At 57.7% G+C, this 18,022-nt stretch carries 12 protein-coding genes; 11 read left to right on the plus strand and 1 reads right to left on the minus strand.

What is annotated here, in order from left to right; genetic code table 11:
* The first annotated feature begins 68 nt into the window (after window positions 1-68).
* Window positions 69-1,160 (plus strand): MFS transporter, encoded by a 1,092-nt coding sequence (locus AC5V87_RS08515; RefSeq protein ID WP_495370626.1) that lies wholly within the window; start codon window positions 69-71, stop codon window positions 1,158-1,160.
* Window positions 1,161-1,908: 748 nt separating this feature from the next.
* Here the strand turns inward: AC5V87_RS08515 and AC5V87_RS08520 are convergent.
* Window positions 1,909-2,667, minus strand: a complete 759-nt coding sequence (locus AC5V87_RS08520; protein ID WP_495370627.1) for a GntR family transcriptional regulator — start codon at window positions 2,665-2,667, stop codon at window positions 1,909-1,911.
* A gap of 139 nt (window positions 2,668-2,806) precedes the next feature.
* Here AC5V87_RS08520 and AC5V87_RS08525 point away from each other — a divergent pair, with 139 nt between their 5' ends.
* The 10 genes from AC5V87_RS08525 (at window position 2,807) to AC5V87_RS08570 (ending at window position 17,542) form a co-directional block, all read left to right on the plus strand.
* Window positions 2,807-4,360, plus strand: a complete 1,554-nt coding sequence (locus tag AC5V87_RS08525) for an ABC transporter substrate-binding protein (RefSeq protein WP_495370628.1) — start codon at window positions 2,807-2,809, stop codon at window positions 4,358-4,360.
* 4 nt (window positions 4,361-4,364) lie between these two features.
* Window positions 4,365-5,354 carry an ABC transporter permease gene (locus AC5V87_RS08530; RefSeq protein ID WP_495370629.1) on the plus strand — a complete coding sequence of 330 codons (990 nt, stop codon included), beginning with the start codon at window positions 4,365-4,367 and terminating at the stop codon, window positions 5,352-5,354.
* The gene (locus tag AC5V87_RS08535) at window positions 5,351-6,925 is read left to right on the plus strand and encodes an ABC transporter ATP-binding protein (protein ID WP_495370630.1); all 1,575 of its coding nucleotides are present in this window, start codon (window positions 5,351-5,353) and stop codon (window positions 6,923-6,925) included. The genes AC5V87_RS08530 and AC5V87_RS08535 overlap by 4 nt, the downstream gene beginning before the upstream one ends.
* A complete protein-coding gene (locus AC5V87_RS08540) occupies window positions 6,922-7,698 on the plus strand; it encodes an ABC transporter permease (RefSeq protein WP_495370631.1) in 777 nt (258 codons plus the stop codon). The genes AC5V87_RS08535 and AC5V87_RS08540 overlap by 4 nt, the downstream gene beginning before the upstream one ends.
* 19 nt (window positions 7,699-7,717) lie before the next feature.
* Window positions 7,718-8,677 carry a sugar phosphate isomerase/epimerase family protein gene (locus AC5V87_RS08545; protein WP_495370632.1) on the plus strand — a complete coding sequence of 320 codons (960 nt, stop codon included), beginning with the start codon at window positions 7,718-7,720 and terminating at the stop codon, window positions 8,675-8,677.
* A gap of 345 nt (window positions 8,678-9,022) precedes the next feature.
* Window positions 9,023-9,742, plus strand: a complete 720-nt coding sequence (locus tag AC5V87_RS08550) for a Crp/Fnr family transcriptional regulator (protein WP_495370633.1) — start codon at window positions 9,023-9,025, stop codon at window positions 9,740-9,742.
* Between the two features lie 458 nt (window positions 9,743-10,200).
* Window positions 10,201-11,721 (plus strand): porin, encoded by a 1,521-nt coding sequence (locus tag AC5V87_RS08555; protein ID WP_495370634.1) that lies wholly within the window; start codon window positions 10,201-10,203, stop codon window positions 11,719-11,721.
* Window positions 11,722-12,178: 457 nt separating this feature from the next.
* The gene (locus tag AC5V87_RS08560) at window positions 12,179-13,063 is read left to right on the plus strand and encodes a DMT family transporter (protein ID WP_495370635.1); all 885 of its coding nucleotides are present in this window, start codon (window positions 12,179-12,181) and stop codon (window positions 13,061-13,063) included.
* A gap of 1,638 nt (window positions 13,064-14,701) precedes the next feature.
* Entirely contained in the window at window positions 14,702-16,570 is a 1,869-nt protein-coding gene (locus tag AC5V87_RS08565; protein ID WP_495370636.1) for an alpha,alpha-trehalose-phosphate synthase (UDP-forming), read from the plus strand.
* A gap of 765 nt (window positions 16,571-17,335) precedes the next feature.
* On the plus strand, window positions 17,336-17,542 hold the full coding sequence (locus AC5V87_RS08570; RefSeq protein ID WP_456840535.1) for a cold-shock protein: 207 nt from the start codon (window positions 17,336-17,338) through the stop codon (window positions 17,540-17,542).
* The last annotated feature ends 480 nt before the right edge of the window (window positions 17,543-18,022 follow it).

The raw sequence follows: 18,022 nt of genomic DNA on the forward strand, positions 1-18,022 counted from the left end.
TCGTTGTCGCCGCACTGGGTTGCGCAGAAATCATCAGTTACGGCACACTCTACTATTGCATCGCCGGTGTGGCTAACGAGGTTGCCCGTGACCTCGCAGTCACAGGTGCATGGATATTAGTTTGTTTTTCCTTCGCTCAATTTGCGAGTGCGCCAATGTCGTTGATCGCCGGTCGCCTTATGGACCGATACGGTGCCGCCAGAGCGATGGAAATCGCCTCAGTTGTGGGCGCTACCAGTTTAGGAATAGCCGCAGTCTCCTGGAATGCGACCGTATTCGCGTTCGCGCTGTTCAGCATACAAATAGCGTCTGCCTTTGTTTTCTACGAAGCTGCAGTGTTGTTCTTGATCCAACGAGATGGAGTCCAGGCAAAACAGCAGATCGCTCTACTGACGTTGATCAGTGGGTTATCGTCAACGCTGTTCTGGCCGCTCACCTCTTTGTTGCTCATTTGGATATCCTGGAGAGAGGTGTTTGGGATCTATGCGGGCTGTAATGTTCTCATTGCTCTCCCGTTAATGGTATGGGCTCGTAGGAGAGCCCCGGTTGGCTCCGTAGATCTAGATAAATCGCACAACTTGCAAGTCCACTCACAGTCCTCTCCCAAGGCGATAGATTGTGCGTTGATAACGTTTGGTTTTTCGCTCACCGCATTTATCATCTCAGCATTCCTTAGTCAGATGACTCCAATCCTTTCAACGTTTGGCTTAGGTCCGATGGGCCCTTTGATTTCAGCGCTCTTTGGACCGTCTCAGGTCTTAATACTGCTTTTTGCGGCTTCGCTCACCGAGACAATGGCCGAAATTCATCTCACTCTTCTCTCATGCCTCCTGCTCTTCGCGGCTGCGCTTATCGTTGCACTAGCTTCTCACTCCGTCCTTGGAGTTACGGTGTTCGTTGTTTTGCTCGGATTCAGCTCCGGTCTAAACTGCATCTGTCGTGGAACGCTACCCCTGGCGACTTACGGGCAGGACAGATACGGAGGTCGAGTTGGGTTGATCAACGGCTTTCGATTGTTATCGGGGTCTGTTGCACCATTATTCTTCAGTTCGGTCCAAGATCATTATGGCGTCACCGCCGCATTAGCATCCCTTGCGGTCTGCGGAGCGGGGAGCGTGCTCGCATTTGGTCTCGTGAGCATCCGATCAACGCGATCTTAGCATCGAGTGATAGTGTGGAAGAGAGAAAGAATGAGGTGGGGCGTCGATCCTCAAGCACGAGTTACAAGCGAACCGACCGCCATGCGAGTGCCAACAAAACGATCAAAACAGAGGTCGCCACAGACGTTGGAATCTGATGGGCAAGCATCCCGAATTTACCTTATCGTTCCATCGAATCCGCAACGCGATCCTCTCACCGCTTTGGCGTCGTGGATCCGGCTGCCTGGCGGTAAGCCGGCATCGTGATCGCTGGCTTTCGGCCGACACATCGCCATCATTCGGCAAGCCTAGTTATGCTAGAAGGCGCTGCTTGTCGGGGAAAGATAACAGCGGACATTCTGTCGATCGTTGGCGGAAAAGCGATCGTTAAGAAGCAAGGCGCCCCGGCGGATTGAGGCCGGCGAACTGCTCAAGGGCCTCTTTTAGACTGGCAGTGGGGGCCGCCGTCACGGGGCTTGTGAGATTGCATTATCCGGCGCGCAGGCCGCTGCAAAACTGCAGCAGCGATTTCCACCAAGGAATTCGGCGACAAGGGCCTGCATGTCGATCCGGGTTATACGCCAATAGTTCGGTTTCAGCCTTGGGTTTCGATCGCGGCGCATTCGCGCTGTACTCGGGCTATGCATGTGGACCCCTCAACCAGTGACATCATTGTCCTACGCGTCAAGACCCAGATAGCAAGCGGCAGAACCTGGTCCAAGTCGTTCTGCCGGGCGATTTGTTCACACGTTGCGAGTGTCATCAATATCTACAATCTGTCGAACCGAAATTGGACCCTATCGGCAGCATAGATCACTTGGTAACACCAGACTGGTTGACCGTGCTGATCGATGCTTGATGCGCGCTTTTCCATGACCGGCCTAGCCAGGGATTGATCCAGCAGGGTTGCCTCTTCCTCGCTCGGCATCCGCGCGAGCAGGTTGACGTCGATCTGGGCTTTTTCTACCAAAGCGAATTGCTGTAGCGCGTTTTCGACGTTTGCCTCGGGACCAAGCGCCGAGACGAAGCCGTCGAAACGCGGTAGTTCCAGATAGCACGTGCTCAATGCGAGAGGGCGGTTGTCGGCCTCGCTGACGAGTCGGATGCGTAAGGCCGAAGAGCCTTGGGTTAAGCGCAGAGATTGCCGCACCCAGTTGTCGGGCTGGACGATATCCGCCGCGAGCAACCTACGGCTCGGCCTCATGCCATTATCGATGACGTTCTTCGAGAAAGTGTGGCGTCCGCTGAGGCGGTACTTGATGGCGTCGATCTCCACGAACGAGCCACGCCCGTGTTCAATGCGGATGATCCCCTTGCTTTGAAGGCTCGCTAGGGCCTTGCGAGCCGTCATGCGGCTCACGGCAAAGCGTTCGGCGACTTTGGTGTCGGATGGCAGTGGCCTGTCGATCTCGAAATGCCCGCTCAGGATCTCCTGCGTCAGCGTTTTCGCGATAAAGCGCCACCGGGGGCCTTCCAAAGCATCGGAATCGGTGTCAGCCACATCGAGAGGGCCCTCGACTTTATCCATATTGTATCCATTCTGTGTCATGAGGCTGTCATCTCAACTCGTATATACGAGTGCGGCCGTCAAGAGCGGGCTGCTTGGCAAACACAATGCGGCGGCCGTTCCGAGCGGACCAATACTCGACGGGGGTGAGGCCGTTGCCATGACATCTCAAATGATCACGCGTCGCAACTTCAGTGGTTTGATCGGTGCCACTGTCCTGTCCACGGCGTCGCGGCCGTCCATGGCCCAGCAAACCGCGCCTCGCCGCGGCGGTCGCGTGCGGGTCGTCCTGCAGGAGACGGCTTCCTCGTCATTACTTGATCCGACTAAGGTTGCGTCGTGGGCGGTCTATTTCGCCTATGAGCTGATAGGAGCTCGCCTCGTTAATGTCGATTCGCATCTTCAGCCCATTCCGGCCCTGGCGGAGAGCTGGGAAGCCGCAAACGGCAAGGTGAACGACTGGATCTTTCGCCTGCGCCGCGGCGCCGAGTTCCACGATGGCAGATCGGTCACGGCGCGCGACGTGATCTATACCATCAACCGATTGCGCGATCCGGCAGCGCAGTCGCCTTTGCGCGTGCTTGTTGATCACGTGAGCGATATCGTTGCTGAAGACCCGCAGACAATCCGCTTCAAGCTGACACGTCCCGATGCCGATTTCCCGCTGCTGCTCGCCCAGGATCGTTTCCATATCTTGCCTGAGGGATATTCGCGCTTCGACAAGCCGCTTGGGGCGGGCGCCTTCATCGCCAATGGTCTCGATCCGGCTGGTGTAAACACATATCGCCGTAATCCGAACTTCTGGGACGGCGGCAAGCCCTATCTCGATGAGGTCTCATTTCAAGGCAACCAGGATCCGATCGCGCGCGTTTCGGCTTTGCTCGCTGGGGACGTCGACGCTGTGCAAACAATCAGCTTTGCGCTGGCTAAACGCGTGTCCGCAGCGACCGGCCTTGAGGTCGTCTCATCGCCCAGCGGTGTGCACAACGTGGTCGCGATGCATGTCGACAAGGCACCATTCGACCGTGTCGAGGTGCGCGAGGCACTAAAATGTCTGTTCGACCGTTCTCTTCTCCGCGACAAACTGTGCGCCGGGCAGGCGAGCATTGCCAATGACCATCCCATTCCTCCGTTTAGCCCGTTCTACCATTCCGAGTTGCCCGTCAGACCCTACGATCCCGACCGGGCGCGGACGCTGCTTCGCCAGGCTGGCGTCGACCTCGGTCAACTCGTCTTGCACGCCTCCGAGGCCGTGACGCCCAATGTTGCTGTCGACTTGGCGCAGATGTTTGCCGATACGGCGCGTCAGGCCGGTGTCAATGTGCAGGCGCGACGGGATCCCGTTGCTGGCTATTGGGACAATATCTGGCTCAAAGAGCCGCTGATGGTGGGTGGTTGGGGCATGCGCTACACACCCGACGCTATGCTGCGCGTTGCCTATCGATCTGACGCCAAATGGAATGAGACACGGTGGAGACGCCCCGAGATCGACCGCATGATGGATGATGCCCTGGCTACGACTGATTTAGAACGTCGGCGCCTGTTGTACTGGGGGATCCAAGAGGCGATCCACAAGGAGGGCGGTGCCGCCATCCCACTGTTCTTCAATCAGCTCGACGCCAAGGCGAGCTATGTCAAAGGCGTTGCACCGTCACCGCTCGGAGCGCTCAAGGGCTCGGCATTCTCCGAGATCTGGCTCGATCGGGAGATTTGATCCCGTGGAAGTGCCGACACCATTTCACGCCGCGCCTGAGCGCGTGCATTCGCGTGCCAGAGCGTGGTTGCTCTTGCGTGGCATCCTCACCCGTGTTGCCATTCTTATCGGCGCATCCGCCCTGATCTTTCTCGGAACGGCGGTCATTCCGGGGGATTTTGTCACCGAGTTGCTGGGTCAGGACTACACTCCCGAGCTCGCTCAACGCATGCGCGCTGACCTCGGCCTCGATCGTGGCCTTGTGGAACGCTTCGTCCTCTGGCTCTCCGCCTTCTTGACCGGTGATCTTGGCCGCTCGTTTACGACCCGCACCGGCGTCTGGGAAGTTGTCGAGCCTCGGCTCGAAAACACCCTCGCTCTCGCGGCCGTGACGTTTCTGTGGTTTCCGGTCGCGATCGCGGCAGGGCTTGGAGTGTTCATGACTGGCCGACGCACCCAGCATTTCTTCAGGCTCGTAGCGCAAATTGTCATCTGCATGCCGGAATTCCTAATCGCCTACATCTTCATCTATGTGTTTGCCGTGGAGCTTAGGCTTTTACCTGCGATTTCGCGCATTTCGCAGGGACAGCCTTTCCTGGACCAGCTGCGTCTCCTCATTCTGCCGAGCGCTTGTCTCGGTGTCGGCATCGTCGCCTATGTCGGGCGGATGGTGCTCGCGCTGCTCGCCACGGAGGAACGCAAGGATTACTTCGAGTTTGCTCGGCTCAAAGGCTTTGGCCGGGGCAAAACTGCGCTACGTTATGCATTGCCTGCGATTACACCATCGATCCTCAACCTCGCACTGACTTATTGCGCCTATCTGCTGACGGGCGTGCTCGTGATCGAAGTCGTGTTCGGCTTTGCGGGCCTTGGTGACCTTACTGTGTCGTCGGTTGTGTGGCGCGATATCCCCGTACTGCAATTCTGCGCGATGCTGATCACCGGCATCTATATGCTGCTGTATTCATTGTCCGATCTCGTGAGTGGTCGCTTCGTCGCGAGGACAACGCTGTGAGCGAGGTGCTGCGGATACGTGAGCTCAAAGTAGAAATCGCAAGCTCGGACAGCGACGTGAACCAGATCGGCGCGCTTAGTGCCACTTTCATGGGCGGTCGCCTCTATTCCGTCATAGGCCCCTCGGGCATCGGTAAGACGAGCCTGTGCCTGGCCCTTATCGGCTGGCAGCGTCCCAATCTCCGTATCACGGGTGGCGATACCTCATTTCTGGGGCGATCACTCACCGGAATGGCTCTCCGTGATCGGCAGGCGCTTTGGGGGCGGGACATCCTCTACATTCCCCAGTCGTCTGCCACGACCCTCGTTTCAAGCCGTGGCGTGGTCGATCAACTCGCGGCCTTTCCCGGGGACACGAGCTCGCAACGCATTGAGCGCAGGCATCTGCTTCGCAGCGCCTTCGATCGCCTCGATATTCCAGGGTTCGACGAGAACCGCTATCCCCACCAATATAGCGGCGGCCAGCTCCAGCGTGTTCTGATCTCTAGCTTGTTCTGCGCTGCACCGCGTCTCGTCATCCTGGATGAACCGACGAGTTCGCTCCAGCCGGCGCTGAAGGGCATGGTCATGACTGCCATCAAAGCGCGTATCCAAGAGATCGGCGCTGCCGCCATAGTGGTGACCCACGAGCTCGCTTTTTTCGAAGCCTTGTCGGATGGAGCCATCGACGTTGCCCGGCATCTGAAGCGTCCGCTTCCCACCAAAGCGACCACTTCTCGCCAAAAAGACCGCAACAGCATAAGGACGCTCGCCCCAGAAAACAGTCCTACTCCTCTCGATTCGAACACGGACAAATCACCGCCGCGGCATGCTGTGCCGCTCCGCGTCGACCGACTGAGCGTGCATGCGCCAAACGGACATTCGCTTGTCGTCGATGCCTCGTTTTCGCTGGGCGCTGGCAGCTGCATCGGTCTCGTCGGCCCGTCCGGCGCAGGCAAGACGACGGTTCTTCGTGCACTTCTTGGTCAGCACCGTGGCTCCTCGGGGGAGATCTTGGTTGGCGGGCGCCGTCTACCCCTCCACTATTCGGCCCGCACAACAGCCGAGAAGCGTGTTTTCGAGTACGTTCCTCAGTCAGTTCGGTTGCATCTCAACCCAGCGCTGACGATTGCCTATCTGATCGGCCGCAGATTGCGTCAGGCGGGGAGAGGCGACACCGCAAACGAGGTTGCAAAGGTTCTCGACTCGATTTTTCTTCCGACCGATTATCTGCCTAAGCGCCTCTCAGAGCTTTCCGGCGGGGAATGCCAACGGCTCGGGATCGCCTTGGCTCTTGCTTCGCGGCCACGCATTCTTCTCCTCGATGAGGTGACGGCCTCGCTCGACTCTGCCAATGGCGCTCTTGTCGTGGAGCTTCTGCGAAAAGTACGTGATCATCGTTCGGTCAGCATGCTCTTCGTTTCACATCAGCCGGACATGGTGGCGCGGCTCGCTGATGAAGTGATCGAAATGCGTGCCGGACGCGTGCTCTCCTCTGTGATCAGCGTCGACGCGGCATCGCCTCCCACGACGTTCCCGAACTCGGCGAGCGCTTTCGAGCCGGCGCATTCTGTTGGACGGGGCAGCACATGAGGATTGCCGTTTTCGCGATCTTTTCGCTTGTTCTCTTCATGGCGCCATCCTTGATCGACGCGCGATGGACGGAGCGTTACGGCGCCGAGCGGTTCGAGCCACCATCCGCGGCACACATTCTTGGAACCGATCACCTCGGGCGAGATCTATTCGCCGAGACACTCGCGGCTGGCCGTGAGACCATGCTCATTTCCGTGACTGCGGCATTCGTCGCCTTTGGTCTCGGCCTCGGCCTCGCGGTGCTCACGGGCGTGTCGACCGGTTTCGGCGGCTCGGTGCTTGCCCGATCGATGGATGCGCTGATCGCGATCCCGGGCCTGATCGTCGCCTTCGTGCTGATCGCGGCCCTCGGATCGAGTACGTCCAGCCTGATCGCGGTCATCATCGTCGTCGAATTCTGCCGTGTGTTCCGATCCCTGCGCGCGCCCGTCGCTCAGGTAATTGCGCAGCCGTTCGTGGAGCTCTCGCGCATTCGCGGAGAGGGCATCGGCTACCTTATCTTTCGTGACGTTTGGCCAAATATACGGGCCTATGCAGCCGTAGAACTCATCAACCGTTTCGTGTCATGCCTGATGTTCCTGAGCGCGCTCAGCGTGTTGGGCCTCGGTGTGCAGCCCCCGGCGAGTGATTGGGGCACACTCATCAAGCTCAATGCGGCGGGTCTTCTTCTTGGATCGCCTGCGCCAATTCTTCCTGGGCTATTCATCCTCACTACCTCGCTGCTTGCCCTTTGGGCCGTCGGCGAGGAGCGTCTCACCCCGTTCCGCAACTGACCCTGACATGAAACCGGACATGACCAAGCTGTTCTTGCATTCTTACGGCCTGCGCTATCAATATCGTCACAAACCCGGCTTCAATGTTTTCTCATTGATCGATATCGCGGCCGAGCTCGGGTTCGACGGGATCAACGTATCGGCTCACCTTCCGGGCTATGTTGAAATCTCCGGACGCGAACGCGATCACCTTCGGAAGGTACGACGCCATCTCGATCACCGCGGGCTACTCATCGACATCGAGACCCGCGGGACGGAGGTCGCCCATCTAAGCGATTGCCTCGCCATGGCTGCTGACGTCGGAGCCGGATACCTCAGAACCTTCACGACAGGTGCGCCGGATCGCTGCCAGCGCGTGAGTGAGGCCAAGAGGAATTTATCTCAACTCACTCCGATAGCCGAGCGGGTCGGCATTCCAGTTCTTCTGGAGAACCACGAAGATTTATGCGGTGCTGAGGTCGCGGAGATCCTCACATCGGTCAATAGCACATGGATTCGCGCGTTGTTCGATTATGTCAATTCGATGCTGTTCTTTGAGCATCCGTGTGATGCTCTCGAGGCGATGGAGCCCTGGGTATGCTCCGCGCATCTAAAGGACTGCGTGCTATTACCCCCTGTGCGTCAGGGGGAGGAGGGGACCCTGCTCGGTGTGCCGATCGGTGCCGGCGTTGCACCTGTCGCAAAGCTGACGCAAAAGCTCGCAAGCCTAGGGCTCGACCGTATCTGCTTCGAGAACACATGGTCTTATCGCGCCCCGCTGCGCGACCGACGCGGCAGGGGTGAGCCTGGAGAATCCATTTTTGGTTGGGCAAATCTCCGAGGACTCCCCGCTGAGTGGATGATCAATGCCGCCGAAATGGCGCAGTCGGCCCCCGCAAAGCTGGTTGAGATGGAGATGCAAGCTCTCGACCAATCCCTCTGCTGGCTTAGAAAACAGTCTATCGGTGTCGGCCTGATGAGGTCGGATGCGAAGGCATAGCCCAGCGGATGTTCGCAGGCGCTGAGATGTCGCCGATCAGTGATGGTTGTGCGCGGGCGCTCGATGGGTTCAGCATCATTCAGAACGTGCTCGAAGCCGATGAACGGATCGCGACAGAAGTGTGGAGTTGGACATGTCTCTGGACGACGGCGCCGGCCCAACTGTGGGGCCCAGCTGTTTCCTGGCGGGCTTGCACTGCACGCTTCTACGCGAAAACTGGCGGATCGTCGTTGTCTCGAAGAACTCCCCTCGCTTCATATCTAACCCGCGTTGGACGATGTGACCCAAGAGCAGAGCAGTCTGTCGATCCTTCCGCGCCCTGGAAGCTGCGTGGTCCGGGCGAGTATGCGGTCCTTTGTCAAGAATGCGATCCTGGCGAGGCTGCCTCTGCAAGATCTCGCAGCAATAGGGCAGTGTCTTGAGCCAATCGTTCTAAGAGAACGCATCGTTCTGCAAGAGCCGAAAAGGAATGTCGATTACGTCTATTTCATAGAGTCGGGACTCGTCTCGCTAAGGATTGTCACCTGCGGCGTCATCCTTGAAACGGCGGTAATAGGATTTCGGGGCGCGGTCGGCGCTTCGGTCCTATTGGGAGGTCATCTTTCGACACATCAATCTGTCGTGCTTTTTCCTGGAACCGCTCTCAGGATCGGTGTCAAAGATTTGCGTCAGCTGATGAACGAGCGTCCGAAAATCCGGGAGCAGCTCTCTCGCTACGTCGACGCGCTATCATTGCATTGCGCTCAGACAGGATTTTGTGGCGTTTGGCACCATCGCGAAAAGCGGCTCGCGAGCTGGCTCTGTCTATCGAGTGACGCCGCTGACACTCATGTGCTTCCAGTTACCCATGACTACCTTTCGTCCGCCTTGGGATTGCCTCGTCCGGGGATTACCGAGACCCTGAACAAGTTTGCCGAACAGCGTCTTATTCGCAAGGAGCGCGGCGTGTTGCGGATCGATGAACGCAAGTGCCTCGAGCAAAGGGCATGCACTTGTTACAAGCTTGTCTCCGAGGCGTATGCCTTCTCGGGATCGGCAATTGCAGCGCAAGAGCCGACCAACTAAAACAGCGCAGCGAGCTCGGCGTCGCCTCTTCTGTTCAATTTGTAAACGAGTGCACGGCAGGGTGTCGCCTGCAGGTGCGCATGCATATGCCTCGGCTAATGCTGTCAGGACGTTCAGCTCTAATCTCATTGAGACGCAAGATGCGCTGCTATGGAGCATGCGTTCTTAGCCGATTGCAGTCCGAAGCATACCGTTGTGAGGCGATTAGAGCACACCTGCCAGAGCGAGCGTGAAGTTCGTCTGTTTCCTACACAGTTTCCGCGCCGATAACGAGCGTGATCTGACACCGTAGCGATGCGAGCTGCGGAATGGTCCGCGGCGCGACGTTCACTGGTTCAATCAGGCAGGTGGCGTTCGAATAAAGCCCTTTAGGTCGAGAGTGATTGGGGGCGAAGGTGATGGTCTCTTCGGTGCGCTTTTCTGGTCGCCTTTGAGATGGAACAGTTTGGAGGACTGTTATGAAGTTGGTGGAGAAGTTTTTGCTCGGTTCGGCCGTCGGTCTGATCGCCGTGGTCGAGGCGCATGCAACCGATCTTCCCTTGAAGGCCAGGCCAGTCGAGTACGTGAAGATTTGCTCGTTGTATGGGGTTGGCTTCTATTACATTCCCGGCACCGATGCGTGCATCAGATTGGGCGGGTATCTGCGCGTTGAAACCACACTGAACACCAGCGGCCATTATGACATGCCCAGCAGCGGCGTCCCTGGCGCTCGTAATCGCCTGACGGACTATTACAGTACGCGTTCTCGCGAATACCTTTCTATCGATACACGCACTGCGACTGAATATGGTGTAGTGCGCACCTTCTTCGATGGCGCCTTTACCTGGACCACAGGAACCTATTCAGGCGCGGGTACAACTGGCGTGAATGGTTCGACAGCGTATACGTCGTCACTTGGTTCTGCGGTTGGCGCTGGTTTGCTTGGTGTTTATGACGCCTTCATCCAGTTCGCTGGGTTCACTTTCGGCAAGGCGGCTTCGCAGTTCAGCTCGCCTTGGACTGGATATCCCGGGAACAACATCGAACTGCCTGGCGGCGGCGGCTGGGAGCCCGTGAACCAGTTCACTTATACCGCTGACCTCGGTCAAGGAGTCACGGCCTCGATCTCAGTCCAGGATCAAGTCGCCAACTACACGAGCAATGTCTGGAACGTGAGTGCTGCGACAGCCACCGGTCTAGCCGTCGGCGCATACGGTGCCAACGACATCGGCGGTTCGCGCACACCAGACCTTGTCGGTATGGTGCGCGTTGACCAGGCTTGGGGCCTCTTCCAGGCATCGGTTGCTGCACATGACAACCACGCCGCATATTACGGCGCATCCGAAGTCACCGGCAATCCGAGCGACAAGTGGGGATGGGCCGGTCAGTTGGCATTGTCCGTCAAGAACATCCCAACGGGACCAGGTGATACCATCAACATCCAAGGCGTCTATACGAGCGGCGCTAGCCGCTACAACTTCGATAGCTATAAGTCGACCACCTACGCGATGTATGGCGGCACCGGCCTTGCCGGAGCTTACCAAAGCATCGGGCTTGCTGGCATCTCTGACTCTGTATTCGTAACTGGCACCAGCCAGGAGTTGACCACGAGCTACGGCTTTAACAGCGCGTACACCCATAATTGGGATCCTCATTGGAGTAGTGCCATCTACGGTGCGTGGACGGCTGTGCGGTACAACAACACGGCCAAGGGCTACATCTGCGGCGCGTTCGTCACGGCCCTCGCGTTGTCAAGCGGCGGTTCCGGCTGTAATCCCGACTTCAACTATGCCGTTCTTGGCACGGTTACGCGTTGGACTGCCGTCAGGAATCTGACTTTCTCGGCTGAACTCTCTTACATGGTGCTCGACCAGAAGTACGCGGGCGGAAGCACTGTGACGCTGCCGCAGCAATCCAATATCGCTAAGCCGGGTACTGTGTACGAACTCAAGGATCAGAATAGGCTGACGTTGCTGCTGCGCGCTCAGCGCAACTGGTAGATCGTGCGAACTAGCGAAAGGAGAAAAGTAACGGCTCCAAAGATAACGTTAACCTCCAAGAGGGCTTTCGGCATGTCCGCCGGAAGCTCTCCAACTCCGTCGCGATGATCCGATACAAGACCGTGTCTACCGCACAGCCATGTGCGCCGGCGAATGCCTTCCGCAATCTTGGAGTCCACATTAGTTCGAGGGCGCTGGGCGAGCCTAGCCGCGAAACATGCTTTCAGCCGAGCGCAGTACAAATGTTGAGGCGTTGGAATGCTCGCGGAGCGGCACTCAAGCTCGTATGTTCTCGACGTGGTTCCCGCTCTGATGACGAACGCGATCTGCGAACGCAACCATGCTTGCACGGACGCATCGGAGCCGAGATGTTCGCTAGTTTTTCCGATCGCTTCGCCGACATAGCCCTCCTGAGAGATCATATAACAACCAACACCATCGCTGGAAGATTGAGGGCATGGAACGTGTCAAAAAGGTTCTCGTACAGGCCGGCCTCGTTTTGGCATGGAGCTCGGGTTTCATCGGTGCACGGATGATCAATGGCGAAGAATCGGTTTACCTGGTCCTCTTCTGGAGGTTCTCAATAGCTGCAGTCATATTCTCTCCATGGCTGTTCTTGATATTGATCCGAGGGGTGGCGCTCCGCGACGTTGCGAACCAAAGCTGTCTTGGCTTCTTAGCAATGTTCTGCTCCACTACTTTTGCAGTAAAGGCCGTCGCAACAGGGCTGCCTGCTGGAACGGCGGCATTGATAAGTGCATTGCAGCCCCTTGCAACGACCATCTGCGCCGGGCCTGTATTAGGCGAGAGGATTTCTGCCGGAAAGTGGGCGGGATCTTTGATTGCTCTTGCAGGCGTAGCACTTGCAACGGGAGGGGCAACAGGGCATGCTCCGCCTTTGGCGTATGGATTGGCGGCAGCAGCCACTTTATGTCTTGTGTTGGCGACGCTTATTTCAAAGCTGAGCTCCAACGCTATGTCGATTTTTCCTGCATTGGCAGTACAAAGCGCGGTCTCAGCGCTTTGTATGCTCCCGTTGGCCGTTCTGGATGGAAGACTTGCTCCTCACATGACGGCGCAATTTGCCACTGTCGTCCTGTGGTTCGTAATTATCTCAACCGCTGTGGGTTATGGACTTTACTGGTTCTGCCTACGGGAAAATGCGGCGAGTGAAGTTGCAACCCTGATCTATCTTACTCCCTTGACTACGGCGGCCTGGGCGTACTTTGTGTTTGGAGAGCCGGCGACAATGAAGGCAACTCTCGGATATTTTGTGTGCGTGATAGGTATAGCTATAGGGACCAGCGCGTTCACAAACAAACTAAACTTAAGCAGAAAGTGAGATTGCCGTTTTCCAAATAGTCGAGTTTTCCAATTCACACTTCCATCGCGAGTTGCAGGCGCGCATGGCGCCGAAGACGATCTCGTCTTCAGTCGGATCGGATACGGACCGTACGTCCGCCCACATCCGCGGGACTGGCCGGGCAGGGCCGAATCTTGCCATCTGTTAGTGTCCGGATCGCATGCGATGCCCATCTTGTGACGTCGAAAGCCCATGGGTCTATCATCTCGGGTCGACCGGCCCCTGGATAACGCGGGGCCTGCCGCTGACGTGATCTCGCGGTTCGTGTACATACTAAGTTTGCTCCCATTGAACCTATCCGCCGGCGCTGCCCAGCTGACAGGCAAGTTGGGCGGCAACAGTTTTACTGATGCAATGGGCGGCCGCGCCGACCAACATCGCTGGCGAGGAAAGTGGCCGCGCGGGAAGAACTTCGGGCCATCCGCCGTGATTCGTAGTGCCCCTGGCACGAATAGCGCGGTTCCCAACTTGAAAAGACAAGAAGGGACGGCGAGGCTAGGCTGGATCAAAATTGCTCATGCGGGGCTCTCCTTGTAAAGGTGCGCTCCGCGATCAGCAGATCTTCGCTGCTGTCAGTCGTCGCAGCGTGCCGCTGTCACCTGTAGCACACGCTTTCCACTGGTTAAGCAAGAAGCTAGTCGGTGTAGTCCTGCGCAGCACGGGACCTCGTTATATAGTCCGGCGCTGGAACGATCATCGTGCCGAGGGCTGTCGCTGAAAATTGTAGCAGGTTCATCGTCTTGAAAAATGTTCGGCTTCCGCGACAGATTCGCTCCGGTCAAGGTGGTGCATCCCTTCTGCGGACGAAGCTGAAGCAATCGATCAAAGTTCGCCTAGTCTTCTCGCCGGCAGACGGCGGCCGAGGCCGAGCCATTCGCACGGCAATGGCTTCGTGCCATGCTTCGTGCGCTTTCCTGGCACGTGCCCGGAATTGGAGTGATCTGAACCCGACCATTTATCTCAACCTTGTCGTGCGGTGTGCACCGACTTGAGGAGGCACGTGCTCAACACGCCGAGGCCGAAAGCTTCGACAGCTGCCCCCTCGAACGTAGTTCGGCTGTTCCGGAATTCGAAGCTGCCGCCCAGCCAGCCTCGCGATCCGAGTCCGCCTGGGCAACAACCCCGCAACGTCGACCAGGAGGTCTTCGCCCATGTCGAGAACTGGCAGGGTCGCAGGCTGTCCGGCAGCACGCGGCGAGGCCGCCGGTTGAGGGCGCCATCTGTTCCTACAGCCACCGCAGAGGTGAACCGCTCGATCGTCGCTCGGTGCAACAACTAGTTGCAGTGCGATGATGTGGAGATGACGCTTATCCGAGTGCCACGGGACGACGGCATCTGGAGCGCTCCACAGCTGCAAGTGGATCACAACCAAACGCGATGCCACACTTGCGACCTTCCTTGCGGTGCCCCCAACATCATGATCGGGTTCTCAGCAACACCAAGCTGGCACCTTAGATGCGTTCGAGGGCACTTCGAAAGAACCGATCACTTGACAAGGCAAATCTAGTCATCAGTCAGCTTTCGGAAAGCTAGACTTGGCATCCTGGCCTAGTGGAAATATCTCGGGGCTGATCTGCGAGTGCATCGAAAGCAAACATCGTCAAAGGGAGTTACGACATGGTTCCGATCCATGAGGCGCCCGACACCGCAACGTTGGCTTCCAGCAGCACATCAGGCGCGACCCAGCAAGATGAAACCTTAAGCCAAGCGGCCTTCGACCTGCACCTGAACGACATGCCGTTGGAACAGGAGCAACAAGAAGGTGCAGCTCCTTCCGATGCTGTTGTTTTGGCCGACATGGAGGACGACCTCGCTACGGTCAACCGGAAGCCCGAAATGAAGCTGGTTGTCATCTCGAACCGGGTTGCGCCCTTCGACCCTAATAAGCCCCAGGTAGGCGGGCTTGCGGCAGGCCTCGAACCGGTCGTTGAACGTTCCGGTGCACTCTGGGTGGGTTCCTCGGATACCCGAGGAGATGGGACCGACCAGCCCTTGCCGCTGGTGAAGACCGGTGCAGGCGGTGTGGCGAGGCTAGACCTGCCAGAGACGGATTATCCCGGCTATTATCGAGGTTTTTCGAATTCGACCCTGTGGCCGGCACTGCACTCCCTGCCTGAACGGATGTCGGGCTCGGAAGGCGATTATGAGAGCTATCGAAATGTGAACGCGTTTATAGCGCGAGCGGCCTTCGACGTACGGGATCGGGACGCATTCTGGGTCCATGACTATCATTTACTTCCGCTCGCGGCTGAACTGCATAGGCTCGGCATCGATCGGCCGACCGGCTTTTTTCTGCACACGCCATGGCCGCCGCCCGACATGATCGAGCACGTACCCCACCATCGCGAATTCATGAAGTTGATGCTGGAGTACGATCTGCTCGGCTTTCAGACAAACCGAGATCTCAACAATTTTCTCGCCTGCCTGCAGGTATATTTCGGGCTGAAGAGCAAGAATGGCGTCGTGACAACGGAGCGTGGCCAGACGCGGCTCGAAAAGTTCCCGATCGGCATCGATCCCAAGCAGTTTGCAGAGTATCTTGCGGCACAGCTTTCACCCGCTGAGGAAGAAAAACTCTCGTCATTATTGCAGAAGTTCGAAGGCGCCAAGTTTGCAGTCGGCGTAGACCGGCTCGACTACACAAAGGGTATCGATAAGAGGGTCGAAGCGTTCAACCACCTTTTAGCCGCGGAGCCTGGTAGCATGTCGTTGCTGCAGATCGCGCCGTCCTCTCGTGCGGACGTCGGCGAATATCAGAAGTACAAGGAGGACGTGGAGAATGCGATCAGTCAAGTCAATGCTGAGCATGGCACGGACGAGTGGAAGGCGATCCACTACACGAATGACTCGTTCAGCCAGGCTGCACTCGCCCGTCTTTACCGCGCCGCAAATGTAGGTCTCGTCACGCCGCTCCGTGATGGCATGAATCTTGTGGCGAAAGAATATGTCGCGGCCCAAGACCCAAATAATCCCGGGGTTCTTGTACTATCGAAGTTTGCGGGGGCGGCTGAAGATTTCAACGAAGACGAGGCACTGCTGATTGACCCAAACAATCCCGAAGAGATTGCAGACGCTATTACGAAAGCGGCCAACATGCCGCTTGAGGAGCGTGTCAAGCGCTGGCGGTCGATGATGGATAAGATTGAATCCTATACCATCCACCATTGGGCGGCGGACTACCTCCGGGAGCTGGACAAAGGCAGCATCACCGTTCCGGCTGATCAGTTCCACCATCTCGGTCTCGGCTGGACCAACGAGGCCGAGATGCCGCTCTATCAAGATTATGCAGCGGCCCTGACCTCCTATAATGAGATCGATCCCGCTGATGCCGCCTTGAAGGACGCTGCCTATGGAGACGTGAAGTCGGCCTTCGAGGCTTTAGCGGCCCCATTGAAGCATACACAGGACAGACTGTGGGATCTGCCGGCGGCGACAGCTTCCGGCGATGGTCATCGCGGACAAGAGCTCGGTGCCCGCGAGCACTGACCGGGCGAAAAGCATAGCACGGCGGATGACAGGCTTCTGTAGCAGGACAGAGGAGCAGTCCAGGTCTTTGGCGCTGACGCGGTTCTTGCGGGCGGCGCAGGCCCCCCATGAAATCAAGACATCATGCGAGTGCCCCATGACCAGAATGGGTCGATACAGTCAATTCATGTTCTATCTCTAACCGATGCTGATAAGTGATGGCGGCGCCACTCGGCGCGGTGCTGCCTGTTGATCGCTCCGCCCAGGCTTGCGGGACCTGGCGCGTCAAGCAGAAGCAGCGGCAAGCACGCAACCGCATGACATAGCGCGGCTTGCGCTATGTCGCGGGCCGTTCAAGGCAAGCTGCGTGCCGGCTAAAGAGTCGTAAGTGTCAGCCATCGGGGGCTGCACGATCATGTTCGGTTACCGACATTGGGTTGCCAAGCGAACATCAAATCGTGTCGGAGGCCAGCCAGACACCGCCAGCGTTTTTGATCTTCACTGGCAAAGACCCAGGGCGCGGGTCGAGCCTCGCAACTGTTCTGTAAACCGGTGGTGCGCGGCGAGTGAAGCGGATATCAAAACGTCATCTGGGCTGAAGCCTTGCGGCGAAACTGTCGTCGACGTCAGGATTTCTGTCGCTTGCACGATGCGGCCGCAGCTAGACCACGCGATAAAAAAGTGAGCACGTGACCATCGCAGCGACGCTGGGCATCACTTGCCGACCGTCTTGATGGCCGGGAGACTCTTCGCTAGACCACACTGGTTCACTATGGAGATGCCGCTGTGGCAATGGGTATTGTGAAGTGGTTCAACTCGACCAAAGGCTATGGGTTCATCAGGCCTGAGGACGGAAGTCCCGATGTCTTCGTGCACATCAGTGCCGTGGAAAAGGCCGGTTACACCACCCTCGAAGAGGGGGCCCGGGTAAGTTATCAGCTCAAGTCCGGGCGTTCGGGTAAGATGTCAGCTGAGGATCTGCGGGTTGGCTGATCTGCCCCACTCCGGAAGCTCCTCTCTGCAAAGCGTGTTCTCGCACCTGTCCGGCGATGCCTTGTCACGGCGCGCCGGGCGTTCGGCCTTTCGACCGTCCCTTCAAGGCATGGGGCTGTCTCGCAAACCGCTTGAGAGCCTCGATCGCCTGAAGCTGTTGATCAATCGCTGCAGCCACAGTTACAGCTGGCACGTCGCGCAGGCCTCGAGCGCATAAAGCTGTTGGCAGAACACGGGCCGGATCTCGGCGGACTTTGTGTTTCGCGATGCTCTGGGCTGGAAATACGCAAGACGATCGAGCAGAGAAGCCGCCGATAGTGCTCTCGCATTGGGACCATCTTCATGGCGCGCTCATGCTCACGCATCTGCTCGACTGCCTTTGGATTGTCCCGGATCAGCGGCTGGGACCTGGTGCCGCGCGTCTAGTGTCCTGAGTCACAAGTTCGCAATCGTAGATTCGCAGTAGATTCGCGTCGCTGT

Source organism: Bradyrhizobium sp. SOJA106 (assembly GCF_059448745.1).